The sequence below is a fragment of the Sphingobacterium sp. HSC-15S19 genome, from assembly GCF_050433745.1.
Lineage (GTDB): Bacteria > Bacteroidota > Bacteroidia > Sphingobacteriales > Sphingobacteriaceae > Sphingobacterium > Sphingobacterium siyangense.
Genome location: NZ_JBNPWQ010000007.1, coordinates 86,993 through 110,646 on the forward strand (window position 1 = coordinate 86,993; position 23,654 = coordinate 110,646).

The window sequence follows — 23,654 nt, forward strand, 5'->3', positions numbered from 1 at the left end:
CAATGAAAAAGTTAAAATCAATACTATGCAGTATGTTGGCGATGTCAGCATTGCTGTCCGGCTGTATCAAAGACAACGTCAATGAATCGATAGGGACGCTAAATCCTGAAATATCGTTGTATGCGCTACGCAGTCTATATAAAAATGCCGATTTACAGCTTAATGCGTCTTCGCTACAAGGGGCAGAACATATCAAAGTAGTGGTCGTTTCGCATGCGGAAAATAAGAATTTACCAGAAAATACACTTGCTGTACAGAATATTTGGCGAAATCAACGCCGTGGAATATTAGTTCAGGTACCCAATGCGTCTGAATTTAAATTTGGAGATTCGGTTCAGATCAATATTAGCGGTTCAAAACTGATTAAAAAAGATGGCTTATTAGTTCTTTCAGTCGATAATAATCAACAGCTTAAAGTCTACTCATCTGGTAATACTATTGCCCCATTACCTGTTGCTGTTTCCAGTCTAAAGTCGAAGTTTGATGAGTTTGAATCAACCTATATCGATATTACAGCCGATGTTGAACCTGAACCCGCAGCTGGGACAGCGTTGAAAGGAGATAAAATCTTAATGGATGGTGATAAAAATGAGATTATATTGCATACACAAGATAATGCGACATTTGCTGGGGAGTCCATCGCTCCAAGTGCATCATTCAGAGGAATTGCATTCAAGGAGGGCGAAAAGCTACAAGTTAGGATGCAGAGTTATGCTGATATGGCTTATGCCAGCGGTAAGTTATATGCAGGTTGGCCTGAAACTTTTGATGCTGTAGATGCGAGTGTGAAAGGTAGCTATGATATGAAGGATAAAAATGCGGTCTCCTTTCCAACGGGGCAATGGAACCTGTATCAGGCTATTCTAGGAACAACTGCTGGTCGTGATCGTATCGTTTCTGGAAAAAATGCCATCCGTATGCAGCAGAACTTAAGTGTTGATGGTTATGTGCAAATGAATTTTGATGTGCCGAATGGGGCCTCAAAAGTAACGCTTTGGTATGGTTCGTATTACACCGATCGTTCGTGTACGTTCAAGTTGGAATACTCGACCGACGGAGGAACGACATGGAAGCAAACAGGCGAGCCTATTTCGGACGCGCATACAACGACAGAGAGCATGAATTCAAAACAGGCTGTATTCTTAATGAATATTCAGGGGCCGGTTCGTTTTAGAGTTACCAAACTTGGATTAGGGACAAGTAACAATGTGATTAATAACGGAAGGTTGGGATTGGACGATATTGCTATTTATAAAAGTTATTAATTTGAAAAATTGATTTTCAAATGGCCCCATTGGATTGTGTAATCCAATGGGGCTTTTTTATCATCAGCTATTATCTCAACTCATCAAAAAAAATCGTTATCTTCATTATATAACTATAAACGAAGACTTATGAACTTAACAGATTTAGTTACAGGTGGAGTAGGCTCTAAAGCGATAGAGACTATTTCAAAAATTACTGGTATCAGCGAATCCAAGGCAAAATGGATTGTAGCAGCGGCAGTTCCTTTGATGATTGCAGCATTGAATTACAATGCCAAAAACAAGGGGCAGGCGGAAAATATTGATAAGGCTATTGACCAGCATAGCAATAGCGGGATACTCGATAAAATTGGAGATTTCTTTGGACAGGGTGGAGCAGAACAGGGCGGTGAGCAAAATGTTTCTGAAGACGGCAATAAAATTGTCAACCATATGTTCGGCCAAAATACCGAAGTCGTGACACAGCATATAGCAGATAAAGCAGGCTTGAGTTCTTCTCAGGTCACCGGAGTATTGGCTACACTTGCTCCGATAGTAATGGGGTATCTAGGACAACAAAAGCAGGCTTCAAGCGGCGGTGGGATTGGTGATCTGATCGGCTCTGTGCTTGGTGGTGGAACACAACAAAATGCAGGTGGCGGTATGTTGGGTGGTATATTAGGCTCTTTCTTAGGCGGTAGCCAAGAAGAACAAGCGCAAGCAACTGAGCAGCCGGCATCGGGAGGTAGTGTTACCGACATGTTGGGTGGATTGGCAGGCAGTTTTTTTGATAAAAATAACGATGGGCAGGCAAAGGGCAATATTCTTGATTCAATCGCCGGTATGTTTGGCAAGTAAGCTGTGTTCGGTTATTATTTTTCTTGATAAAAAGCTAGTATGGGATGAAGCTAAGATGGTGCAGATCCTAAACAGGAAGCGGTCGGAAGTTCTACACTTCCGACCGCTTTCTGTTTGTTCAATTTGTATTAATCTTCGGCCGATACTTTCGGTGGAAAATTTTTATGTTTTCTTTTGCTGATTTTGTCAATATTGACGGGTTGAGGTACCTTGACATAATATCCTGTTCCGTCATATTCACGTTTATTGGGATTTTCCTTACATGCTGGCGAACAGCATCCATCCATCTCCCAGCCGCACTCATCACATTGTGTGAAATGTTCATTACAAGTTGGGTTGGCGCAGTTGATCATTTTAGTGGTTTGCTTGCCACAGTTAAAACAAGTTGATACCACGGATGGGTTGACAGAATTTACATCGACAGTAACACGATTGTCAAAGACGTAGCATTGACCTTCAAAATCTTCACCACCTGCTTCCTTTCCGTATTTGATAATGCCGCCATGTAATTGATAAACATCCTCGAAGCCTTCTTTTAACAAGAGAGCAGATGCCTTCTCACATTTGATACCGCCTGTGCAGTACGTTAATATTTTTTTTCCTTTATATTGTTCGAGCTCTTTGATTTTCTCCGGAAACTCGCGGAAATTGTCAATATCTAGGGTAACAGCATTTTTAAAATGACCAACATTGTGCTCGTAATTTGAGCGTACATCCAATACAACCACATCCTCTTGGTCTTTCATGGCTAAGAAATCCTTCGGTTCAAGGTGCACACCGGTTTGACGGTTGGGGTCAATTTCTTTTGGATCTCTCAAACCAGAGTGAACAATTTCGGCTTTGTAGCGGCAATGCATTTTAATGAATGATGGTTCATCTACATCGTCAATTTTGAACTCTGTTTTATTGAAACGACCATCGGCATAAATGGCATCCATATAGCTTTTACAGGATTCTACAGTACCCGAAACAGTTCCATTAAGACCTTCATCAGCTACAATGATACGGCCGACTAAGTTCAGTGATTTACAAAATTCTAAATGATCTGATGCGAATTTTTCGGCATCCTCGATAGGGCTGTAACAATAGTACAGCAAAGTTTGATATTGTGTCATGATATTCATTGATACCGCTGCAAACGGCGTTTAATGCTAAAAATAAATTTAGTGCAAAGCTACGAAAAATAATAAGTGGAATAAAATGACCCTCGTCACCTTTTCTTCAAAGGTTCGAGGAGGTATTCCAAGCCATTCAGCTTTATTTCATAGAGTGTTGCTAACTGCTGGCCTAGTTTTCCCTTTGGAAAGCCTTTTTGGTTATACCACACGAGATAGGGCTCAGGAAGATTACATAAGGTGTATCCCTGGTATTTGCCAAATGGCATCTTGACTGTAACAAGTTCGGTTAAAATTTCAGGATTCAACATTAGTCTTGAGGTTTTCCATAATTGAGACGGTACCAAACTGCTTTTAGCGCAATGATGCCATGATTGAATAAATTGGGAATGGCTCCATAGTAGCGTTTGAATATCGCAAAACGCTCTTTCAAGGATTCCTGATGTCTTTGTTTTGACATCCCGCCAACAAGATACCGGGCAACATATTGCTGTGCATTGACCGTTTTTTTTGCCTTTTTGGCACAACGGATAACCCAGTCAATATCAGCGCATAATTTATAATTGAGATCGTATGGCTCGGCGATTTCCCGCTTGATGTAGATCGCCTGATGACAGATATTCATACCGTAGCGAAAGCTTTTCCAGTCGAAATGAGCCGGAACCTTGTGCCGCCGTTCACCAATAATATTCCTGTTGTCGTCCACGAGGATTGTTTCGCCGTAAAGAATATCTGCGTTATCGCTCAGTTTGGCGAGGTTCTCAATGCTATTCAGATCATAGATCTCGTCTCCAGAATTTAAAAAAAGAACATAATCGCCTGTTGCTAAGGCTAAACCCTTATTCATGGCATCATAGATACCCTTATCCTTTTCGGAGAGGATGACGGCGATTTTATCCTTGTATTTTTGGATGATCTCTAACGTTCCGTCGGTTGATTGTCCATCAATGACAATATACTCTATATGATCATAGCTCTGATTGACAACAGATTTCAGGGTGTGTTCTATGTCACGCACATTGTTGTAAACGACAGTTATAATCGAAAATTTGGGATGAGCAGACATGTTGTTTATATATTGAATTTATTCATTTTCTTCTTCAGGAATCGGATGCCACGGTTGAATAAAGATCCTTTCCGATGTGCATAGAAATACTTGATGGCCTCATAAGCTTGCTTGTTTTCTGAAATTTCCGTCGGAAAATACCGTACAGGGCTTTCTGCTAGTGTAACCTGATAAGTTGCTTCCGCAGCTGTATGTGTACCCGAACCATCGTTGCCAATATTCTGTGTCATCGAATTCCTTGGATACAAAACTAACCCATTTTTTTTGAATACAGAAGCATACCAGCGTATCGCCCAAGAGTTGATCTTTCCGGCCTTAAATTCCTGCACTTGTTTCCAGAAGTTTTCTTTTCCCTCGATACTGAATTGATGTATCTGCTCGGCCGTAAAATCCGATACAAGTTCATCAATATTCGGATTGAAATGTTGCCAGGCGCGGTCCCAGGTTGCCCAGCCCCAACTATTGGCGACCCGAAAAAAGAAGGTCTCAGGCAGTTTATTTAAATCTTTTAGTGGATAACCATAACCGCTGATCTCCATCACCTGATCTTGATCTTTATAGCGCTCCAGTGCTTGATTGAAATAATCTAGGGCAAATACAGCAGTTTCCAGATCGTCCTCCAAAACAATAATCTTTCCATGTGCATTAACCACTTTTGTAACTCCGTCGATCACATTGGCCGCCAAACCCCAATTTTCTGCTCGTTCGACAATAATAACTTCTTTAAAGTTCCAGGACTGGTTGATAATCTTTCGGACTTCAATAACAGCTTGAACAGATTTTTCGTTTTTTGCAGCATCCGAATAAATGTAAAGCGTAGTCTGGTCTGCAAGCTTGTTCTGTTCTAAAGCTGAGAGTGTTCTTATTGTATGATCAGGACGATTGTACACAAAAAGTATGACTGGAGCAATACTGTTCATTTATCAATAGATTTTGTTGTATGCTTTTTTGTTGCTTAGACGAGTACGATAAACTGCTCCCGATTTGCCCAGCAATCTAAAAGCAATGTTTAAGTAGCTTTTTGCTTCAAAAATATGACCTTTAAAAATTGAAGCACCCATTTTCTTCAGACTCGCCAATACGGCCATCGAAAAAGATCTTACAAAGGTATAATTGATATTGCAATACTCTGTCAAATGATAGACAAATTCGCTTTTCAGAAAGGTTTTTCGGTCTGTTTTACGCTGTTGTCTATCGTGATAGGCCTTGGCCCTGTCTGCGAGAATGATATTTAACCCGTAGTACTTGATGCGATTGGCATAATCCTTATCTTCTCCATAATGGAAAAAGATCGGCGCGAAACCACCGACTTTTCTGATCACTGGGTTGGGGATAAACCAAAATGCTGCGTTGACGAAAGAGCAAATGCGATGCGAATTTTCGCTAGTAGCATTTTTTGTATATAAAGCAAAACCATGGTCCAGTGTTGTTTCGGTTCCATCGTAGTGAATAGGCGAGATAATTCCGATATTGTCTGCGTTTACTTTCACTAAGTTGGCGATGCAGTCCCGATCCAGCCAGGCATCCTGGTTGACTAAAAATGCATAATCATATTCTTCCTTCAAAACAATGTCAAGTCCGATGTTGTTGGCCTTTCCAAAACCCAGATTTTCGGAACTTTCTATTAGTCTTATTGTCGGATACGTTTCTTTTATGATCTGTGTGGTATTGTCTCCCGAATTGTTGTCGACAACTAAAATATCTGTGGGGTAGCTCGAATCCAATAGACTGGGTAAGCACTTGTGGATCCAAGGCTCAAAATTATAAGAGACGATTATGGTGAGAATCTTGGCCATCTATTTTTTTCGGATAACTGTTAGGAAATAGTGGAATAATTCCAACAAAATGCTGGGTTTAAAGATTCTATTGACAATGATATATGCACATACAGCCACTCCAATTGTACTTGCAAACCGTAGATAGAGGTTGGCGATAGCTGCGGTGGCATAGTGAGCTGCAATACAACTGGCAGCTGCCAATAATGCATAAGCAAAAATATCTGCCAGAAGATAACGAAATGAATAATTCATATAAGGTTTAGCGGAAGCATACCAAACGAATATCCAGAGGGCATTTAATGCTGAGGTTAATCCAATGAGTAGTTCAAGACCTAATGATTTGCCGAAGAATAGAATAGCGATTTGGAGCAGACCAAACACGATGATATTCCGCATATAAACTTCGGGTTTTCCCTTGCTAATGATGAGGTTGGAAAAAACATTGCTTACAGAATCAAATGCAGCGCCAATACAAAATATTTGAAGAAATATGGCACTTTGTGCCCATTTATCGGTGATCGCAATAGTAATGAAATCTTGTGCTACAGTTGTTAAACCAAATAACATCGGAAAGGCTAAAAAGGCCGTAAAGGAAATTAGTTTTCGAAAAACCCGAATTTGTCTATCCTTATCATCTTCTATTTCCTTTAAAATGGGCTGTGTCACATTATTGACCATATTGGTCAATATATTCTGTGCCATGATGCTCCAACGATTAGGATTCACGGTATATCCCAGTTCTTCAGCGGTATAATGCCGGCCTAAGATCGCTGCGTATATATTCTTGTTGATGTTGATGAAAATATTGGTGACTAGTATTTTACTGCTAAATCCTAAAATGTCGCGAATAGGTCGGAAATCGAACTGGAAAGTAGGTCTGAATTTGGAAAAATACCAGAATCCAAGCATATTGAAACCACTATAGGAGACAATTTGGATCGCGTATGCCCAATAGGCGTAGTCCTTATAGGCTAAATAAACCCCGACTATATTTGATGCAATAAGCGCAAAGGTGCCTGTGATGACTCTTTCTTTGATTTTTAAATTCCGGAAGAGGTAAGCATTGTGCGCAATACCAAAGCTACCTAGCCAAAAGGATAAAAAAGTAAATCTGCTAAGTTCTACAAGTACTGGTTGATTATAGTATAAGGCGATAAGAGGAGCCGCAAAAAATAAAACAATATAAATAAATGTTCCAATTCCTACACTTGTCCAGAATACCGCGTTATAATCTTTATGTTCAACTTCTTTTTTATTGACAATTCCATACACAAATCCACTTTCTTGAAAAGCGGAGGCGAGAACAGAAAAGATGGTGATCATAGCGACTAAACCATAGTCTTCTGCTGTTAGCTTACGGTTTAGTAAGATGCCGAAGCCGAAGCCCAAAAACTGCTGGATGATACTGGCCATACCTCCCCATAGCAGTCCTTTTGTTGTTTTTGATTTTAAAGAGTCATTTTTCGTTTGCGATGACATGCTAAATTAAATGAGCGGCAATATTAAAGTATTGCAATTGTATTCGCAAATTCTTTTAGGGAAACATCAGTTGGATTGACATCGGTAATCAAATAAGAAATATCACGTAACGGCACAACTTTCATTTTTTGAACTGAATTTAGTTTCTCAGCAATACTTAAAATAGCCACTTTTTTTGAGCATTTAATCATCGCACGTTTGATTTGTACCACCTCCCAGTCTGAATCGGTCACCCCATCTTCTACTGAAAGAGAATTTGTTCCCAACAAACAAAGATCGACCTTAAGATCTGCCAATTCATTAGCGACTTGGGCTCCGGAAACGATGTTTGTATTGCGTGAAAGTTTTCCGCCAACTAAAATGACTTCAAGGTTTGGCTTTTCGGCCAATTCTAGTGCAACTAATGGACTTATAGTAAAAAATGTACACTGAAGATGATCGGGTATTGTTCTCGCTAATTCAATTAAGGTTGTCCCGCCTCCGACTAAAACAGTCATTCCATTGGAGATTAAAGTGCTTGCTTTCTTGGCAATTTCTTTTTTTGCCTCCTTGGCATATACGTTTCCATCCTGAAATGGGAATTGAAAAGATTTTGATAATGCCCCACCATAGACTTTTAGAACTTTTCCATTCTCCGCGAGTTCGTTTAAGTCACGTCTAATTGTATCTTCAGACACATTCAGTTGAACACTTAGATCTGACGATAAAACTTTGTTATGTAGGTTAATCTGATGTATAATGAATGCTTGTCTTTCTTCCTTTAACATTGGTCTTTGGTTTTTAATCGGAATTTAAAAATAATTAAAAAAATCAGTCTAAATGTAGTGAAAATTATTCTTCCTTTTTGTCAATTTTTGTTATGCCAGCTTTGAATCTCGGTTTGAAGCCCGTGGGTTTACTGGCAGCGGGTTCCTGTGTTTCTGTGCTGTTGTTTTCAGGTTCAGCCTTTACGCTGTTATCTAGCTTAATTTCGTCTTTCGTATCGGGCAGCTGTACCTGTTCAGAAGTTTCCATTTTGGTTACGCCAGCTTTGAACCTCGGTTTGAAGCCTATGGGTTTACTGGCAGCGGATTCCTGTGTTTCTGTACTGCTGTTTTCAGGTTCGGTCTTTACGCTGGTATCTAACTTAATTTCGTCTTTCGTATCGGGCAGCTGTGCCTGTTCAGAAGTTTCCGTTTTGGTTATGCCAGCTTTGAATCTCGGTTTGAAGCCCGTGGGTTTACTGGCAGCGGGTTCCTGTGTTTCTGTGCTGTTGTTTTCAGGTTCAGCCTTTACGCTGTTATCTAGCTTAATTTCGTCTTTCGTATCGGGCAGCTGTACCTGTTCAGAAGTTTCCGTTTTGGTTACTCCAGCTTTGAACCTTGGTTTGAAGCCCGTCGGTTTTGGAGCAGAGTTTGTTGTCTCGTCGGTCTTTTCGTCGGATGCAGATGTGCTTGCGGCCACATCAGGAGCTTTGGTTACACCAGCTTTGAACCTCGGTTTGAAGCCTATGGGTTTACTGGCAGCGGATTCCTGTGTTTCTGTACTGCTGTTTTCAGGTTCGGTCTTTACGCTGGTATCTAACTTAATTTCGTCTTTCGTATCGGGCAGCTGTGCTTGTTCAGAAGATTCCGTTTTGGTTACTCCAGCTTTGAACCTTGGTTTGAAGCCCGTCGGTTTTGGAGCAGAGTTTGTTGTCTCGTCGGTCTTTTCGTCGGATGCAGATGTGCTTGCGGCCACATCAGGAGCTTTGGTTACACCAGCTTTGAACCTCGGTTTAAATCCTGTGGGTTTACTGGCAGCGGGTTCCTGTGTCTCTGTGCTGTTGTTTTCAGGTTCAGCCTTTACGCTGGTATCTAACTTAATTTCGTCTTTCGTATCGGGCAGCTGTGCTTGTTCAGAAGTTTCCGTTTTGGTTACTCCAGCTTTGAACCTCGGTTTGAAGCCCGTCGGTTTTGGAGCGGCTGTTGTTGCTTCGTCGGTTTTTTCTTCGGATACAGATGTGCTTGCGGCCACATCAGGAGCTTTGGTTACACCAGCTTTGAACCTCGGTTTAAATCCTGTGGGTATTGAATCAGGAGTGGATTCCGCTAAATCAGTTATTTCCTTTTTGGATGTTGCCTTGACTTCATCTTCTACGGCTGTAGGAGGTGCCTTGAATCGCGGTTTAAAGCCTGCTGGTTTTGCCGTATGAATACTGGAGGTCTCGGATGCTGTATCAGCGATAACCTGCTTTACAATAGGTTTTGCAATGACAGTTTCCTCCTCTGCTAGATGGAAACTTTTTCGGAGCTTGTTGAACCAAAACTTTTTACTGTGGTCAAAACTCTTTTCCCCCATAGCAGAATAATGTGCTTTGAACTCTTCAAATAAAGGTCCATCTGCAGCTTGTAAAGCTTTTAAATCAATTTTCTTTTTTATGAAAAATTCTTCAAAAGTCATCCTGTTATGAGTTTAATATAGTCTATTACAAATGTAGTAATTTTTCTGACGCAGCTGGGAGGCCTAAAATAAAAAAGAGCGACTAGCGCTCTTTTTTATTGTTTTATAGGTTCAATAGCTTAAGCCATGTTATGGTAAACTGCTTGAACATCGTCATCTTCTTCGATTTTATCGATCATCTTCAACACATCAGCAGCTTGTTCTTCTGTAATATCTGAATGCGATAAAGCAATACGTTCCAATTTCGCAGATGTTACTTCAATTCCCTTTTCTTCGAGTAATTTTTGCATATTACCAAAGTCTTCGAAGGAAGTTTGAACGACAGCAATATCATTGCCTTCTTCATCAGCTTCTACGTACAATTCTTCTAAGCCTCCATCGATCAACTCTAATTCAAGCTCTTCTAGGTCCAGTTCGTCTGTTGCAGCAAAACGGAAAATGGATTTACGATTGAAAATAAAATCCAATGATCCTGTTTTTCCCAATGAACCACCTGCTTTTGCAAAATAGCTACGGATGTTTCCTACGGTGCGGTTGGTATTATCTGTTGCAGTTTCAATTAAAACAGGTACACCATGCGGGCCATAGCCTTCGTACACATATTCTTCGTAACCTTTTGAATCTTTTTCTGAAGCACGTTTGATTGCGGCTTCGATACGATCCTTGGGCATATTTACTGCCTTGGCATTGTGTATTGCTGTACGAAGTCTCGAGTTAGTTTCAGGGTGAGGGCCGCTTTCTTTAACCGCCATGGCGATTTCTTTACCTAAACGTGTAAATTGAACGGCCATTTTGGCCCAGCGTTTGAATTTCCGCTCTTTTCTGAATTCGAAAGCTCTTCCCATTGTTATATTTTGTTTTTAAGATTTTCAATCATGTCGACTGTCATCTTCTGGATGTCAAATTCCGGCGTCCAGTTCCAGTCTTTTCTTGCATAAGAATCATCTAGACTAGCAGGCCATGAATCGGCAATCTGTTGTCTTGGATCGTTCTCGATGTAAGAGATTGCAAAATTAGGAAGAATTTTTTTAATTTCTTGTGCAAGTTCTTTTGGAGTAAATGTAATACCACCAAGGTTATAACTGTGGCGAATGCTTAAGCTTTCTTTCGGTGCATCCATTAATTCGAGTGTACCACGGATGGCATCCTCCATATATAACATGGGTAATGCTGTGTTTTCAGATAAGAAACAGGCGTATGTCCCGGTTTTCAATGCTTCATAAAAAATATCGACTGCATAATCTGTCGTTCCACCTCCTGGTTCAGTTTTCCAGGAAATGATACCCGGATAACGGACACTACGAATATCCAGGCCACGGTGTTCTTGATACCATTCGATGAGACGCTCACCTGCAAGCTTGCTGATGCCATAAATCGTGTTGGGATCCATGACGCAATATTGTTCGGTATTTGTTTTCGGAGAGTGTGGCCCAAAAACAGCAATAGAGCTTGGCCAGAATATCTTGGAGACTTTATAGTTCACGGCTAGATCAAGAACATTCAATAAACCATTCATATTCAATTCCCAAGCCTTTTCAGGGTATTTCTCGCCTGTAGCCGAAAGCATGGCAGCTAGTAGATATACTTGAGTAGGTTTATATTGTTGAAATAATGTCTCGAGTCCATTTTTGTCAAGAACATTAGCGATTTCGAAATTCTCGTCAGGGCTTTTAATCTGCGGTTCTCTAATGTCAGTGGTTACAACATTCTCTGCACCAAATTTTTTGCGCAAGGCAATAGCTAATTCTGTGCCGATCTGGCCATTTGCACCAATGATAATAATGCTTTCTTTCATTTGTAAGTTTTATTTTATGAAGCTCCCGCTTTCACTATATTGAGGATCTATACTCAAGAATATAAATGAATCGCTTCGCTCGTTTCTTCCTATCGATATAATAGGATCTAGCCTGACATAATTTACGTTTCATCATGTAATGAAAAATGAAATTTCAACCATGGCGGTTTATGATGCAAATATAAAGGCTTTTCAGTATCTATCAACTTTGTGGCCTTTTAGGAAGTAGGGAAAAAATGCTAATTTTTAGACTCTTGGGACTGTTTTTATGAGATTTTAAACTGTTTCAATCGTTTGTTCTTTTTTTTTGAATAAGCAGCGAAAATTTTTATTTTTTTTGAATTGCTTTAATCCTGATTTTTAGCAATAGTTATGAGATGCACGGATTCCTTTTTTAGCAATTATGGAGGAAAAATTCTTAATGTTGTGATATTTTTAGCAGAGGGAGTAATATTTTGTTATTTTAATAGTGGAATTAGGGAATATTTTTTAAATTTGAAGAATTCATTCTTCGAGAATCAACTAAAAACAAAATCAAATAACAATTTTATATACACAATTTAAACACAGACAAAAATGAAAGTGGCAGTAGTCGGCGCAACAGGCCTTGTAGGTACTGAGATGCTAACCGTGTTGGCGGCGCGAAATTTCCCAGTAACAGAATTAATTCCAGTAGCTTCAGAGCGTAGTAAGGGTAAGGAAATTGAATTCAAGGGAAAGAAGTATAAGGTGGTTACACCATCTGAGGCTATTGCTTTGAAACCTGATGTTGCGTTATTTTCTGCGGGTGGTGATACCTCGAAAGAATTCGCCCCTAAATTTGCTGAAGCTGGAATTACAGTGATCGACAATTCTTCGGCATGGCGTATGGACCCAACGAAAAAGTTGGTTGTTCCAGAAGTAAATGGCGATGTGTTATCTGCTGAAGACAAAATTATTGCAAACCCGAATTGTTCAACCATACAAATGGTGGTGGCTTTAAAGCCATTACATGATAAATATAAAATCAAACGTGTTGTAGTTTCTACCTACCAATCTGTAACAGGTACTGGTGTTAAGGCCGTTAACCAGTTAATGGATGAGCGTGCTGGAAAAGATGGTGAAAAAGCTTATCCTTATCAGATTGATTTGAACGTTATTCCGCATATTGATGTTTTCCAAGAAAATGGATACACGAAAGAGGAAATGAAGATGATTTTGGAAACAAATAAAATCATGCGTGATGACTCTATTAAAGTAACTGCAACGACAGTGCGTATTCCGGTTATGGGAGGACACTCTGAATCATTGAATATCGAATTTGAAAACGACTTTGATTTGAATGATGTACGTGCAGCTTTAGCGGCGCAAAGTGGCTGTATTGTTGTTGATGACCCTGCGTCACTACAATATCCAATGCCAAAGGATGCGCACGGCAGAGATGAGGTTTTTGTAGGACGTATCCGTCGTGATGAATCTCAACCAAATACCCTTAACATGTGGGTAGTAGCAGATAACTTACGTAAAGGCGCTGCAACAAATGCAGTTCAGGTAGCGGAGTTATTGGCCGAAAAAGGATTGATCTAACTCAAGTAGATTCCATAATAAATATTGAGCCCCCATGAACGAATTCGTTCATGGGGGCTCTTTTTGTCCTATCATCAAATCACAATTTATATACTTATGATTTGGCCCTTGATAAGGGGGCTAGAAATTATGGCGTCAACGTTGTGGGTTGGATAGAAAATTCAATCTTGTCATTCAACGGCGCATAGGCTTCTTTGCTTTGCTCTTCCAGCCGATCTGGAAATAGAATGCCGAAAAGATGATCCGTTTCGTGCTGAAAAATAACCGCAGTAAAACCCTCGATATTTTCTTCGATAACTTTACCTTCTTTATTGATGTATTGTAAGCGGATAGCATAACTCCGTAATACATCCTCTTTACGATTAGGGATAGAAAGACAGCCTTCGGCGCCTTTACGTTTCAGTTTGGAGCGCCATAGAATTTTAGGATTTACATAAAATTCAAATGGTTGATCTGGTTTGTCAAATCGCTGTACCCAGATTAGATTTTTATTTATACCGATTTGTGGCGCTGCGATGCCCACACCGGGGTGATTGGGATCACGTACAGTCGCGAACATTCTTTTGGAAAGTGACTCAATCAATGGGTCGTTGTATTTGACATCACTGCTTGTAGCTTTTAAAACTTTCAGATCTTTATCGTCTGTTGTTTGCAATACGCGAAGAATTGCATTTTCATCTCCTGATAAAATGATTTTCTTGTCGGCAGCACTGAACTCCTGTCCTGCATTAAGGTTGACTGGTCTTTCATTCTTTGACTTATGAAATGCTTTTTCTCCGGCCATAATTTTTGTTTCTAAATTGTTCTCAACTGGTGGGACTGGGCAACGGTAGCCATTGCTATAAGCGCAATACGGATTATAGGCTTTGTTAAAGTCTATCTCAACATTGTTTCCTTTAATGTCGTCTGTTGATAAATCAATATACCGGCCCCCACTATAGCTTTCCTGACCATTTGTTAAATCTAAAAATGGTAAAAATAAATGGTTTTTGTATGCAGGATTTTGAAATAATGCGACACTCTGGTAGATATTCAACGTATGTTCTTTTCCATGAAGAGTAAATGTTATGATGGCGTAACGTTTGTACTCGTTGCTTGTGCCATCGTAGGTTGGCATGCGGAATACCGGTTCGTTAAATAAAACTTCAATTTTGGCGTTGACTTTATAGCCCGCATCTACGGGAAAGTAATCCAAAAACGCTACTTGATCTGATTTCAATGGACCGTATTGTTCTTTCGCCAATTCAGAGGCTTTTTTTTCACGAAGAGCAGTAATTTGTTGCTCATATTTACTTTGAGCATGCGTATTTAAGCATAAGGCCAAAAGGAAACTGGCAATAAGTGTTTTTTTCATTTGTTTAAATATTTATTCTTCCGATTTCGTACAGCCAAATGCTGCATCGCCTTTGGTGTTGCCTTGATCAGTGTGCCTATAGGGCAATTCTATTGGCCCGCTATGATCAGATCGAATTCGGTGATCTATTGCCTCAAAAAGCAAGTTGGCTTGTCGTTGTGAAATAGTCTATCAAAGTTATAGTTTTTTTTGGTTAAAAGATCAAAATTAAAAGATCAAAAACGAGAAGAGGATGTATTAGAAAGCGGAGTCCAATTGAAATATTAAATCTTCCTGTGTAATACTCAGGACTACTTTGTATTTTTGTGAAAAATATATATCCATGAGATTGATGGCCTTTGATTACGGTACAAAACGAATAGGGGTTTCGGTGACCGATCCAATGCAAATTATTGCTACAGCATTGACGACAGTACATCCGCAGGATATCTGGACATACTTAGCTGATTATTTACAGACAGAACAGGTGGAAACCTTTGTTGTAGGCAAGCCACGGCAGCTGGATGGGACAGACTCTGAATCCGCACAGCATGTTGTCGGTTTTATTCGGAAACTGAAGAAGACTTACCCCACGATTGCTGTCGCCGAAATAGATGAGCGTTTTACTTCTAAAATGGCTTCTGCAGCGATTGCACAAAGTGGGAAAAAAAAGAAGGACCGTCAACAAAAAGGACTGATTGATACCGTGTCTGCAACGATCATTTTGCAAAGCTACATGGATAGCCGTAATTTTTAGATACACATCGACTGATAAGTCAAACAAAAATGAATAAAAAATAGAAGGATGAAGAGCATATTATTTTTTACCGAGGATACGGATTTCAAATTAAAAGAAAAAGGAAAGATTCGTCAATGGATTGCTGATGCCATCAAATCCGAAGGATTTAAACGTGTGGGCGAATTGAGCTTTATCCTTTGCTCGGATGCCTACTTACTAGAGATCAATAAGCAGTATTTAAATCACGATACCTATACTGATATCGTTACCTTTGATTCTTCCGAATATGATGACACCATCGCTGGCGATATTTTTATCAGCGTGGAACGTATTCAGGAGAATGCTGAGAAATTTAAGGTTGATGTGCGTGATGAGCTTCATCGGGTTATCATTCATGGTGTAATGCACCTGTGCGGCTATCCGGATAAAAAGCCGACAGATAAAGCCAAGATGACCGCCAAGGAAGATGAGTATCTAGGTAAAAGAAACTTTTAATATACTCCATCGTACGCTTATTAAGGCCAACAGTTCGGTGAACCGATAGGGGGTATATTTTACTCGGGGGAGAGGTCGCATAAAAAAAGCGCTTTACAATTTGTAAAGCGCTTTTTTTATGTTGTTTCTTACGACTAGAATCTTTCAAATTGAGAGAAGAAGAAGTTTCCTTCGATAGCAGCATTCTCATCTGAATCCGATCCATGGATAGCGTTTGCGTCAATAGATTTAGCATATTTGTTGCGGATTGTACCTTCAGCTGCATCAGCAGGATTAGTCGCGCCGATCAACGTACGGAAATCTTCAACAGCATTATCTTTTTCCAAGATTGCAGCAACGATAGGACCTGAAGTCATAAATTTTACCAACTCACCATAGAAAGGACGCTCTTTGTGTACTGCATAAAATGCACCAGCTGTCTCTTGAGAAAGTTGGATGTATTTCATTGCAATGATTTTAAAACCACCAGCAATGATATCGTTTAAGATTGCACCGATGTGACCGTTCGCTACTGCGTCAGGTTTGATCATCGTAAAAGTTCTGTTAGTTGCCATTATTTTAATTTTTTTGCAAAATTAGATAAATTGCTTTTCATATGCAATATCATTACGCTTCATATAGACACAATTATTGATAAGCCAACTGGCTGATGCAACCCTTATCGCTAAATCTTATACGCCTCGAAAATATGTTTATATTGAAATAGACGTTTCGCATGCTCCTAATCAGCTGTTTTTTCTAGATATGTAACAAGGCTTTGTGTCCGGCGTTTATAGAAAAGTAAAAAAACAATTGATCTAAGTTCAATACGAATATGTAACTTTGTGATATTATGGCATTAAATCTAACAGTAGACATCGATAAAGATTCAGGCTTTTGCTTTGGAGTGGTATACGCTATTGATATGGCGGAGGAGATCTTGGAGGAAGAGGGATATCTTTATTGTTTGGGAGATATTGTTCATAATGATGAGGAAGTTGCTCGATTGAAAGCAAAAGGCTTACGTATTATCGATCATGCCGCTCTGCCAACGTTAAGCAATGAAAAGGTATTGATCCGTGCCCACGGTGAAGCCCCAGAGACTTATCGTGTTGCTTTGGAAAATAACATAACCTTGATAGATGCCTCTTGTCCAGTGGTGCTCAAACTGCAGAACCGTATAAAAACTTCGTTCGATCAAGAGGAGAAAATTCTAATCTTTGGTAAGCATGGACATGCTGAAGTGATCGGTTTGCAGGGGCAGACAAATAATGAAGCCTTAGTTTTTCAGGATATTACCGAATTGGATCAGGTCGAATTGCCCGCCTCATTTACTCTATATAGCCAAACAACAAAAAGTGTAGATAAATTTTATGCGATCAAAGATGAACTGATCAAGCGCGGGTATGAAGTAAAGGCCAATGATACCATCTGTCGACAAGTTTCCAATCGATACGAAGATCTTGGCGCTTTTGCCAGACAATACGATAAAATCGTCTTTGTATCGGGCAAGAAATCCTCCAATGGAAAGGTGCTGTTTGAAGTTTGTCAAAACGCCAATCCCGCTAGTTATTTTATTTCTGATCCAGCAGAATTAGATGCTTCGGTCTTTGCTGAAAACGATCGTATTGGTATCTGTGGCGCTACTTCTACGCCAATGTGGTTGATGAAAGACGTAAAAGCAAGTTTAGAAGCATTATAAGCACAATTACCCGTCACAGATATTTCATAATTCCGCGGTTTAGATCCCGAGTGCATTCTTTTTTGCGTAGCTTTGTAAGCTATGAGCAATAAAGGCAAAAAAGGTATTCTTTTAGTACAATTGGGTACACCTGATAGTCCCACTACTCCAGATGTAAAAAAGTATTTAACGGAGTTCTTAATGGATCCACGCGTCATTGATATTCCTTATTTTCAACGAACCTTATTGGTAAAGGGAATCATTGCACGTACCCGTGCTCCCAAATCTGCAAAAGTATACGAAACGATCTGGGATAAAGAAACGGGATCACCTTTGATGCATTACAGTATTTTGCAACGTGATCTGCTTCAAGAAGCATTGGGGGAAGAATACCATGTCGAATTAGCGATGCGTTACCAAAACCCATCGATTGAGGCTGCATTGAAAAATATGGAAGGTTTATTTTTGGAGTCCATTCGCGTAATCCCTTTATTTCCACAGTACGCTTCAGCAACATCGGGCTCGGTTATTGATCGTGTCATGGAGCTAATCCGCAAATGGAATTATCTACCGGAAATCAGTTTCGTAAGCAATTTCTGTACTGACGATTTGATGGCAGAAACTTATGCAGATCATGCCCGCAGGCACGATTTGGAAAGTTTTGACCATTTTGTCTTTAGCTATCATGGCCTTCCTGTGCGGCAGCTCGGTAAAGTGGATCCGACAGGTCAACTTAAATGTCCCGAAGCAGGCTGTGATTCCTGTAAAACGACAGCCAATTCATACTGCTATCTCTCGCAATGTTATGCAACTACACGGACGATAGCTGCAAAGCTTGGTTTAAAAAAAGAACAATATTCGCTTTGCTTTCAATCTCGGTTAGGTAAAGAGCCCTGGATACAGCCGTATACCTCGGATTTGTTGCACGACCTTGCCGCGAAAGGTTATAAGAAGTTATTAATTTTCAGTCCTGCTTTTGTAGCGGATTGTATCGAGACCATTGATGAAATTGGCGTGGAATATGCTAATGAATTTAAGCACTTAGGTGGAGAAGAGGTTTGTTTGGTAGAAAGTCTTAATGATGATCCCAAATGGATCGAGTCTTTAAAACAATTGGCACTCAATGCCAAAAACTAAAATAGGTAAATGATGTTGTTCGTAAACGCGTGTGTATTACTCATATTGGATTTTTATATTTTCTTTGCCCTTCGCGCAACGAAGATCAAATTTCCCAAAACAAAAGTATTTTCCATCCTCTGGTGGTCTTATTCTGTTTTACTGCTATTGGGAGTTTTTATCTCAGCACAATATAGTATTCCTTTAATCGTACGGTCGGTTATTTTAGTCGCCTTTTTTCTGACTGCCGCATCAAAGATATTTTTCTTTTTGATTTTGTTGATTGATGATATCCGACGCGGTGGTGTGTGGTTAAAACGGCTGTTTACAAAAAAGAGATCTATTGAGGATTTAGTTGAAGATGCCGGAGACCCTTTACCGGAGAATCCGGTGAAAGGGATTAGCCGATCCGAGTTTTTGACCAAAGCTGGTATTCTAGTTGGTGCCTCACCCTTGATACCATTGAGCTGGGGTATTATTTCAGGAGCCTATGACTATCGTGTAAGGAGAGTGCCCTTGTATTTGCCAAATTTGCCTAAAGCATTCCATGGAATGACCATCGCGCAGATTTCAGATGTGCACTCGGGATCTTTCTACAATAAAAAGGCTGTCAACGGTGGTATTGATATGCTTTTAAAGGAAAAAGCTGATGTGACTTTTTTTACCGGTGATATTGTGAATGCCCAAGCTTCTGAAATGCGCGGCTATCAAGATATTTTTGCTCGTGTGAAATCTGATTTAGGTGTGTTTTCTACATTAGGTAACCACGACTATGGTGACTATTATTATGGTAAAGAAGATTCTCCTGCAAAACGCAAGAACCTCAAGGATGTGATCGATGTTCATAAAATCATGGGCTGGGATCTGTTAATGGATGAAAATCGTAAGATTAAGGTTGACGGTGAAGAGCTTTGTATTGTCGGGGTTCAGAATTGGGGGACAGGTCGTTTTCCGAAACATGGTGATATCAAGAAAGCGTTAATGGGTACCGAAGAGCAACCTGTTAAGTTGCTGTTATCTCACGACCCCTCGCATTGGCGGGCTCAGGTATTGGATACCGACGTGGATGTGATGTTTGCCGGACATACCCACGGTATGCAATTTGGCGTAAGATCCGAGATGTTGCAATGGAGTCCAGTACAATATATCTATAAGGAATGGGCAGGGCTATATCGTGAACAACAGAACAAACGATTATATGTGAATGTCGGCTATGGTTTTTTGGGTTATCCAGGACGCGTTGGAATTCTGCCTGAAATTACCATATTCGAATTGCTAAAAGCGCAAGACCCAAAGTTTAAAGCCTAAAAAATCTCCTTTGACTTTTGAGTTAATATAGCTATAATTGTGTATTCTGTACACCAGTTATACATAACATGCAATCAACTTTAAACTTTGGGGACTCTCCCCACACACGTGTTAATATTCTTACCGGGGAAAAGGTACTTGTGTCTCCGCATCGTAGTAAAAGACCATGGCAAGGGCAAGTGGAGGATCTCCCCGGGGATAATAGACCCGAATATGATCCACAATGCTATTTGTGTCCGACAAATAAACGAGCAGATGGTGATGTCAATCCAGATTATAAAGAAAGTTTTGTCTTCGTGAACGATTTCTCGGCTTTATTAAAAGATACAAGCCAACAGGAATTTAATGAGGATGAATTATTTGTCGCAGAGACCGAAAGAGGGATCTGTAAGGTAATTGCATTCACACCACGCCACGATCTTACACTACCCGAAATGGATCAGGCCGCAATCAAATCGGTGGTTGATCTTTGGCAAAAGGAATTTGTCGAACTCTCCAAGGTTGACTGGATTAAATACATTCAAATTTTCGAAAATAAAGGCGCGATTATGGGCTGTAGTAACCCACATCCCCACGGACAGATCTGGTCACAAAATCATTTGCCAGTAGAAATCCAAAAAGAATGCGTTCAGCAACAGCAATATTTCAACAAATATCAACGTACAATCCTGTCAGACTATGTTAAAGCGGAGTTGAGAAAAGAGGAACGCATTATTGACGAAAATGATTCTTTTGTTTCTCTAGTCCCTTTTTGGGCTGCCTGGCCTTACGAAACGATGATTGTCAGCAAACGATCTATCCAAAACATTGCCGGGTTTGACGAGAAGGAGAAGACGGATTTTGCCGCTATCCTCAAGTTATTGACGACGCGATATGACAATCTCTTCAAAACATCCTTTCCCTATTCTGCAGGAATGCATCAGGCCCCGGTAAATGATGGTGATCATCCAGAGTGGCATTGGCATATGCACTTCTATCCACCATTGTTACGTTCTGCTACCGTTAAAAAGTTTATGGTAGGTTATGAGATGCTAGCAAATCCACAACGTGATATCACACCGGAAGTTGCCGCAGAACAGTTGCGAAATTGTTCGACAGTACATTATAAAGCTAAATAAGATGATAACAAAAGATACAATTGTAAACAAATTTAAAGAACTCTACCAGGAGGAACCTCTTGTCGTTACTTCCCCCGGACGGATTAATATTATTGGAGAACATACGGATTATAACGATGGATTTGTATTGCCTGCTGCAATTGACAAGGCAATATACGTTGCTGTAAGTAAGCGATCGGATGATAACATTGTGCTTTATGCGGAAGATTATAAAGAACATCATGAGGTAAAACTAGCGGATATTGCAATCTCAGAAAAACATTGGCCAAACTATATTCTCGGTGTAGTTGATCAGTATCAGAAACGTGGGGCAACGCTAGGTGGATTCAACCTGTATATCGATGGCGATGTACCATTGGGGGCCGGATTATCGTCTTCAGCGGCCGTTGAGTGTGCCGTTACCTTGGCGCTCAGCGAACTGTTCGATTTACAGGTCGAACGACTTGATATTCCACAGATTGCACAAAAGGCCGAACATACCTATGCTGGTGTGATGTGCGGTATTATGGATCAGTTTGCTTCAGCCTTTGGTAAAGAGAAAAATGTCATCAAACTGGATTGCCGTACTTTGGGTTTCGAGTATGTGCCACTTGATCTTAAGGGTTATGAAGTTGTGTTATTGAATACAAACGTAAAACACTCATTAGCTTCTACAGCTTACAATACACGTCGTGAACAATGCGAACAGGCGTCTGCATGGGTACAGGAAAAATACCCGGAAGTCAAGAACCTACGTGATGTAACAGTGGCGATGCTGGATGAGTTGGTAAAGGACAAAGATGCCGATATTTATGCGAAAGCTAGTTTTGTGGTCCGTGAGAATGAACGTGTAGAGAAATCTTGTGATGCACTACGTTCAGGAGATGTTGTTCAGCTTGGACAGTATATTTTTCAGAGCCACGAGGGATTAAGTAAAGTGTATGAAGTCAGTTGTCCGGAACTGGATTATTTAGTGGATTATGTCAAGCAATTTCCTGAGGTGATCGGTGCCCGAATGATGGGCGGCGGTTTCGGTGGCTGTACGATCAATATCGTCAAAGAAGGTGTATTACCTTCAATTTTACCAACACTCGAAAAAGAATACAAACAGAAATTTGATAAAGAACTTTCGGTTATTCAGGTCAGGATTGCCGATGGTACCCGCGTACTTTGATAAAAAAGTAGGTACAGTAAGGGGAATAGCATGTTCATGCTATTCCCCTTATTTTTTTCTTTTTTGATAACGACTTACTACACAAGTCCTAGTTAAGCTGGTCTAATGCCTGTTTTAAGTCGGCGATTAGATCATCGGCATGTTCGATTCCAACAGAGATGCGCAACATGCCTAGCGTGATTCCGGAAGCTTCTTTCTGTTCCTTCGTATGATGACCGCCCCACATACTCGCGGGGTGTACAATAAGCGATTCGACCCCTCCCAAACTGGCCGCGTTGATAAATATATGCAGCCCATTGATGAGTTTCTGTGCATTTAAAAATGCCTCTTCTTCATCTTTACCGTTGACATCGATGCAAAGCATACCGGAGAAACCGTTCATTTGTTGGGCCGCGAGCTCATGTTGTGGGTGATTGGGTAATCCAGGATAACTGACTTTTTTTATTTTTGGATGTTGATCCAGAAATTCGGCTAGCTTCAGCGCATTTGTATTGATCTGTTTGACGCGTAGACTTAATGTTTTCAATCCCCGTAATAGTAACCAGGAATCAAGCGGTGCAAGTGATGCTCCCAAAGCGACGGATCGTTTCCATACGCTGGCGATATAGTGCTGCGTACCGCAGACGATACCCGCGGTGAGGTCGCTGTGTCCGCCCAAATATTTCGTGGCGCTGTGGACAACGACGTCTATTCCAAAATCTGTCGGTGTTTGGTTGATAGGGGAGGCAAATGTATTATCGACCATACTCTGGATTCCATGTTTTCTGGCAAGCTCTCCGAGTGCTTTTAAATCGCTAATGTTGAGGTTTGGATTCGATGGAGTCTCTATATAAATCAGTTTGGTATTTGTTTGAATAGCCTTTTCAAAAGCTGAAACATCTGTTTGATCCACAGCCGTAACCGTGATGCCATAATCTGTTAGGAACTCTTTAAAGAAAATAGCTGTTCCGGAATAATGTGCATGTTGGGCGACAATATGATCGCCCGATTTAACGATGGCCAATATGGCTGTACTGATCGCTGCCATACCTGTTGCAAATACAAGTGCATCCTCCGTTTTTTCCAATTTTGCTAGGATGGACGCTACTTGGCTATTCGTTGGGTTGCCATGGCGATGATAAAAATAAGGGTGTTTCGGTTCGGTAGCAGCCTTGATGTATTCCGTTGGGTCAGGATCTGCAATGTATGTGGATGTCTGATAGATTGGAGTAGTTACTGCAGATGTCTGGTTGAATTGCTGTCCTTCATGGACGAGTATCGTTTCGGTATTGGTAGCCATACTAATAATATTGATTGATGCTTGTATCGCCTTAAGAATCCATAACTCGATCTTGTCGAATCTGTGATCGTAAGGAACCCTTAGCTCGTTTGAAAGCACTGTTGGTGCTAACAGCTCGAAGAAGGTTTGTC

Annotated in this window: 23 protein-coding genes; 10 read left to right on the forward strand and 13 right to left on the reverse strand. The window is 40.4% G+C overall.

Going from position 1 to position 23,654, the window contains the following annotated elements; genetic code table 11:
- The first annotated feature begins 2 nt into the window (after window positions 1–2).
- The gene (locus L1283_RS07370; protein ID WP_139144882.1) at window positions 3–1,265 is read left to right on the forward strand and encodes a DUF5689 domain-containing protein; all 1,263 of its coding nucleotides are present in this window, start codon (window positions 3–5) and stop codon (window positions 1,263–1,265) included.
- 129 nt (window positions 1,266–1,394) lie between these two features.
- Entirely contained in the window at window positions 1,395–2,102 is a 708-nt protein-coding gene (locus tag L1283_RS07375; RefSeq protein ID WP_070561423.1) for a DUF937 domain-containing protein, read from the forward strand.
- A 128-nt stretch (window positions 2,103–2,230) separates the two neighbouring features.
- Here the strand turns inward: L1283_RS07375 and L1283_RS07380 are convergent, their stop codons facing one another.
- The 10 genes from L1283_RS07380 to L1283_RS07425 form a co-directional block, all read right to left on the reverse strand.
- Window positions 2,231–3,217, reverse strand: coding sequence for a rhodanese-related sulfurtransferase (locus L1283_RS07380; protein WP_070561516.1), 987 nt, complete (start codon window positions 3,215–3,217; stop codon window positions 2,231–2,233).
- A gap of 95 nt (window positions 3,218–3,312) precedes the next feature.
- Window positions 3,313–3,528 (reverse strand): DUF3820 family protein, encoded by a 216-nt coding sequence (locus L1283_RS07385; protein ID WP_046673143.1) that lies wholly within the window; start codon window positions 3,526–3,528, stop codon window positions 3,313–3,315.
- Entirely contained in the window at window positions 3,528–4,283 is a 756-nt protein-coding gene (locus L1283_RS07390; RefSeq protein ID WP_286849733.1) for a glycosyltransferase family 2 protein, read from the reverse strand. Before L1283_RS07390 ends, L1283_RS07385 begins: the two co-directional genes overlap by 1 nt.
- A gap of 5 nt (window positions 4,284–4,288) precedes the next feature.
- Window positions 4,289–5,203 (reverse strand): glycosyltransferase, encoded by a 915-nt coding sequence (locus L1283_RS07395; RefSeq protein ID WP_286734285.1) that lies wholly within the window; start codon window positions 5,201–5,203, stop codon window positions 4,289–4,291.
- Between the two features lie 3 nt (window positions 5,204–5,206).
- Window positions 5,207–6,079 carry a glycosyltransferase family 2 protein gene (locus L1283_RS07400; protein WP_075990239.1) on the reverse strand — a complete coding sequence of 291 codons (873 nt, stop codon included), beginning with the start codon at window positions 6,077–6,079 and terminating at the stop codon, window positions 5,207–5,209.
- Window positions 6,080–7,540, reverse strand: coding sequence for a lipopolysaccharide biosynthesis protein (locus tag L1283_RS07405; protein ID WP_075990238.1), 1,461 nt, complete (start codon window positions 7,538–7,540; stop codon window positions 6,080–6,082).
- A gap of 23 nt (window positions 7,541–7,563) precedes the next feature.
- Complete coding sequence (locus L1283_RS07410; protein WP_046673148.1) at window positions 7,564–8,307, reverse strand: DeoR/GlpR family DNA-binding transcription regulator; 744 nt, start codon at window positions 8,305–8,307, stop codon at window positions 7,564–7,566.
- A gap of 64 nt (window positions 8,308–8,371) precedes the next feature.
- Window positions 8,372–9,961, reverse strand: a complete 1,590-nt coding sequence (locus tag L1283_RS07415) for a hypothetical protein (protein ID WP_429625987.1) — start codon at window positions 9,959–9,961, stop codon at window positions 8,372–8,374.
- A 119-nt stretch (window positions 9,962–10,080) separates the two neighbouring features.
- Entirely contained in the window at window positions 10,081–10,806 is a 726-nt protein-coding gene (locus L1283_RS07420) for a YebC/PmpR family DNA-binding transcriptional regulator (RefSeq protein WP_286851801.1), read from the reverse strand.
- 2 nt (window positions 10,807–10,808) lie between these two features.
- The gene (locus L1283_RS07425; RefSeq protein WP_145330317.1) at window positions 10,809–11,756 is read right to left on the reverse strand and encodes an NAD-dependent epimerase/dehydratase family protein; all 948 of its coding nucleotides are present in this window, start codon (window positions 11,754–11,756) and stop codon (window positions 10,809–10,811) included.
- Window positions 11,757–12,332: 576 nt separating this feature from the next.
- Here L1283_RS07425 and L1283_RS07430 point away from each other — a divergent pair.
- Window positions 12,333–13,322 carry an aspartate-semialdehyde dehydrogenase gene (locus tag L1283_RS07430; protein ID WP_088163260.1) on the forward strand — a complete coding sequence of 330 codons (990 nt, stop codon included), beginning with the start codon at window positions 12,333–12,335 and terminating at the stop codon, window positions 13,320–13,322.
- 127 nt (window positions 13,323–13,449) lie between these two features.
- Here the strand turns inward: L1283_RS07430 and def are convergent, their stop codons facing one another.
- On the reverse strand, window positions 13,450–14,676 hold the full coding sequence (gene def / locus L1283_RS07435) for a peptide deformylase (protein ID WP_286851799.1): 1,227 nt from the start codon (window positions 14,674–14,676) through the stop codon (window positions 13,450–13,452).
- Window positions 14,677–14,998: 322 nt separating this feature from the next.
- Between def and ruvX the strand changes: the two genes are divergently transcribed.
- Together ruvX and ybeY are read left to right on the forward strand one after the other, a co-directional pair.
- Window positions 14,999–15,412 carry a Holliday junction resolvase RuvX gene (gene ruvX / locus L1283_RS07440; RefSeq protein ID WP_286851798.1) on the forward strand — a complete coding sequence of 138 codons (414 nt, stop codon included), beginning with the start codon at window positions 14,999–15,001 and terminating at the stop codon, window positions 15,410–15,412.
- A gap of 48 nt (window positions 15,413–15,460) precedes the next feature.
- Window positions 15,461–15,889, forward strand: coding sequence for an rRNA maturation RNase YbeY (gene ybeY, locus L1283_RS07445; protein WP_088163257.1), 429 nt, complete (start codon window positions 15,461–15,463; stop codon window positions 15,887–15,889).
- A 134-nt stretch (window positions 15,890–16,023) separates the two neighbouring features.
- On the opposite strand, the gene L1283_RS07450 is transcribed toward ybeY, so the two are convergent.
- Window positions 16,024–16,443 (reverse strand): nucleoside-diphosphate kinase, encoded by a 420-nt coding sequence (locus L1283_RS07450; RefSeq protein ID WP_075994543.1) that lies wholly within the window; start codon window positions 16,441–16,443, stop codon window positions 16,024–16,026.
- Between the two features lie 278 nt (window positions 16,444–16,721).
- Between L1283_RS07450 and L1283_RS07455 the strand changes: the two genes are divergently transcribed.
- The 5 genes from L1283_RS07455 to galK all read left to right on the forward strand — a co-directional run bounded on the left by L1283_RS07455 (window position 16,722) and on the right by galK (window position 22,244).
- Window positions 16,722–17,570 (forward strand): 4-hydroxy-3-methylbut-2-enyl diphosphate reductase, encoded by an 849-nt coding sequence (locus L1283_RS07455; protein WP_088163256.1) that lies wholly within the window; start codon window positions 16,722–16,724, stop codon window positions 17,568–17,570.
- 81 nt (window positions 17,571–17,651) lie between these two features.
- Window positions 17,652–18,686 (forward strand): ferrochelatase, encoded by a 1,035-nt coding sequence (gene hemH, locus L1283_RS07460; protein WP_088163255.1) that lies wholly within the window; start codon window positions 17,652–17,654, stop codon window positions 18,684–18,686.
- A 12-nt stretch (window positions 18,687–18,698) separates the two neighbouring features.
- A complete protein-coding gene (locus tag L1283_RS07465; protein WP_205401250.1) occupies window positions 18,699–19,973 on the forward strand; it encodes a metallophosphoesterase in 1,275 nt (424 codons plus the stop codon).
- Between the two features lie 68 nt (window positions 19,974–20,041).
- On the forward strand, window positions 20,042–21,091 hold the full coding sequence (locus L1283_RS07470) for a UDP-glucose--hexose-1-phosphate uridylyltransferase (RefSeq protein WP_075994539.1): 1,050 nt from the start codon (window positions 20,042–20,044) through the stop codon (window positions 21,089–21,091).
- Between the two features lies 1 nt (window position 21,092).
- Window positions 21,093–22,244: a galactokinase gene (gene galK, locus L1283_RS07475; RefSeq protein ID WP_088163253.1), complete on the forward strand. Its 1,152-nt coding sequence runs from the start codon at window positions 21,093–21,095 to the stop codon at window positions 22,242–22,244.
- 88 nt (window positions 22,245–22,332) lie between these two features.
- On the opposite strand, the gene L1283_RS07480 is transcribed toward galK, so the two are convergent.
- Window positions 22,333–23,523 (reverse strand): trans-sulfuration enzyme family protein, encoded by a 1,191-nt coding sequence (locus tag L1283_RS07480; protein WP_075994537.1) that lies wholly within the window; start codon window positions 23,521–23,523, stop codon window positions 22,333–22,335.
- Between the last annotated feature and the right edge of the window lie 131 nt (window positions 23,524–23,654).

Excerpts from the sequence above, each read along its gene's own strand:
- L1283_RS07455 (WP_088163256.1), top strand. The coding sequence starts at position 16,722 with ATGGCATTAAATCTAACAGTAGACATCGATAAAGATTCAGGCTTTTGC.
- hemH (WP_088163255.1), top strand. The coding sequence starts at position 17,652 with ATGAGCAATAAAGGCAAAAAAGGTATTCTTTTAGTACAATTGGGTACA.
- L1283_RS07450 (WP_075994543.1), bottom strand. The coding sequence starts at position 16,443 with ATGGCAACTAACAGAACTTTTACGATGATCAAACCTGACGCAGTAGCG.
- ruvX (WP_286851798.1), top strand. The coding sequence starts at position 14,999 with ATGAGATTGATGGCCTTTGATTACGGTACAAAACGAATAGGGGTTTCG.
- L1283_RS07405 (WP_075990238.1), bottom strand. The coding sequence starts at position 7,540 with ATGTCATCGCAAACGAAAAATGACTCTTTAAAATCAAAAACAACAAAA.
- L1283_RS07390 (WP_286849733.1), bottom strand. The coding sequence starts at position 4,283 with ATGTCTGCTCATCCCAAATTTTCGATTATAACTGTCGTTTACAACAAT.
- galK (WP_088163253.1), top strand. The coding sequence starts at position 21,093 with ATGATAACAAAAGATACAATTGTAAACAAATTTAAAGAACTCTACCAG.
- L1283_RS07430 (WP_088163260.1), top strand. The coding sequence starts at position 12,333 with ATGAAAGTGGCAGTAGTCGGCGCAACAGGCCTTGTAGGTACTGAGATG.
- L1283_RS07425 (WP_145330317.1), bottom strand. The coding sequence starts at position 11,756 with ATGAAAGAAAGCATTATTATCATTGGTGCAAATGGCCAGATCGGCACA.
- L1283_RS07480 (WP_075994537.1), bottom strand. The coding sequence starts at position 23,523 with ATGGCTACCAATACCGAAACGATACTCGTCCATGAAGGACAGCAATTC.
- L1283_RS07375 (WP_070561423.1), top strand. The coding sequence starts at position 1,395 with ATGAACTTAACAGATTTAGTTACAGGTGGAGTAGGCTCTAAAGCGATA.
- L1283_RS07415 (WP_429625987.1), bottom strand. The coding sequence starts at position 9,961 with ATGACTTTTGAAGAATTTTTCATAAAAAAGAAAATTGATTTAAAAGCT.
- L1283_RS07410 (WP_046673148.1), bottom strand. The coding sequence starts at position 8,307 with ATGTTAAAGGAAGAAAGACAAGCATTCATTATACATCAGATTAACCTA.
- L1283_RS07400 (WP_075990239.1), bottom strand. The coding sequence starts at position 6,079 with ATGGCCAAGATTCTCACCATAATCGTCTCTTATAATTTTGAGCCTTGG.
- L1283_RS07370 (WP_139144882.1), top strand. The coding sequence starts at position 3 with ATGAAAAAGTTAAAATCAATACTATGCAGTATGTTGGCGATGTCAGCA.
- L1283_RS07395 (WP_286734285.1), bottom strand. The coding sequence starts at position 5,203 with ATGAACAGTATTGCTCCAGTCATACTTTTTGTGTACAATCGTCCTGAT.
- def (WP_286851799.1), bottom strand. The coding sequence starts at position 14,676 with ATGAAAAAAACACTTATTGCCAGTTTCCTTTTGGCCTTATGCTTAAAT.
- L1283_RS07420 (WP_286851801.1), bottom strand. The coding sequence starts at position 10,806 with ATGGGAAGAGCTTTCGAATTCAGAAAAGAGCGGAAATTCAAACGCTGG.
- L1283_RS07380 (WP_070561516.1), bottom strand. The coding sequence starts at position 3,217 with ATGACACAATATCAAACTTTGCTGTACTATTGTTACAGCCCTATCGAG.
- L1283_RS07385 (WP_046673143.1), bottom strand. The coding sequence starts at position 3,528 with ATGTTGAATCCTGAAATTTTAACCGAACTTGTTACAGTCAAGATGCCA.
- ybeY (WP_088163257.1), top strand. The coding sequence starts at position 15,461 with ATGAAGAGCATATTATTTTTTACCGAGGATACGGATTTCAAATTAAAA.
- L1283_RS07465 (WP_205401250.1), top strand. The coding sequence starts at position 18,699 with ATGTTGTTCGTAAACGCGTGTGTATTACTCATATTGGATTTTTATATT.
- L1283_RS07470 (WP_075994539.1), top strand. The coding sequence starts at position 20,042 with ATGCAATCAACTTTAAACTTTGGGGACTCTCCCCACACACGTGTTAAT.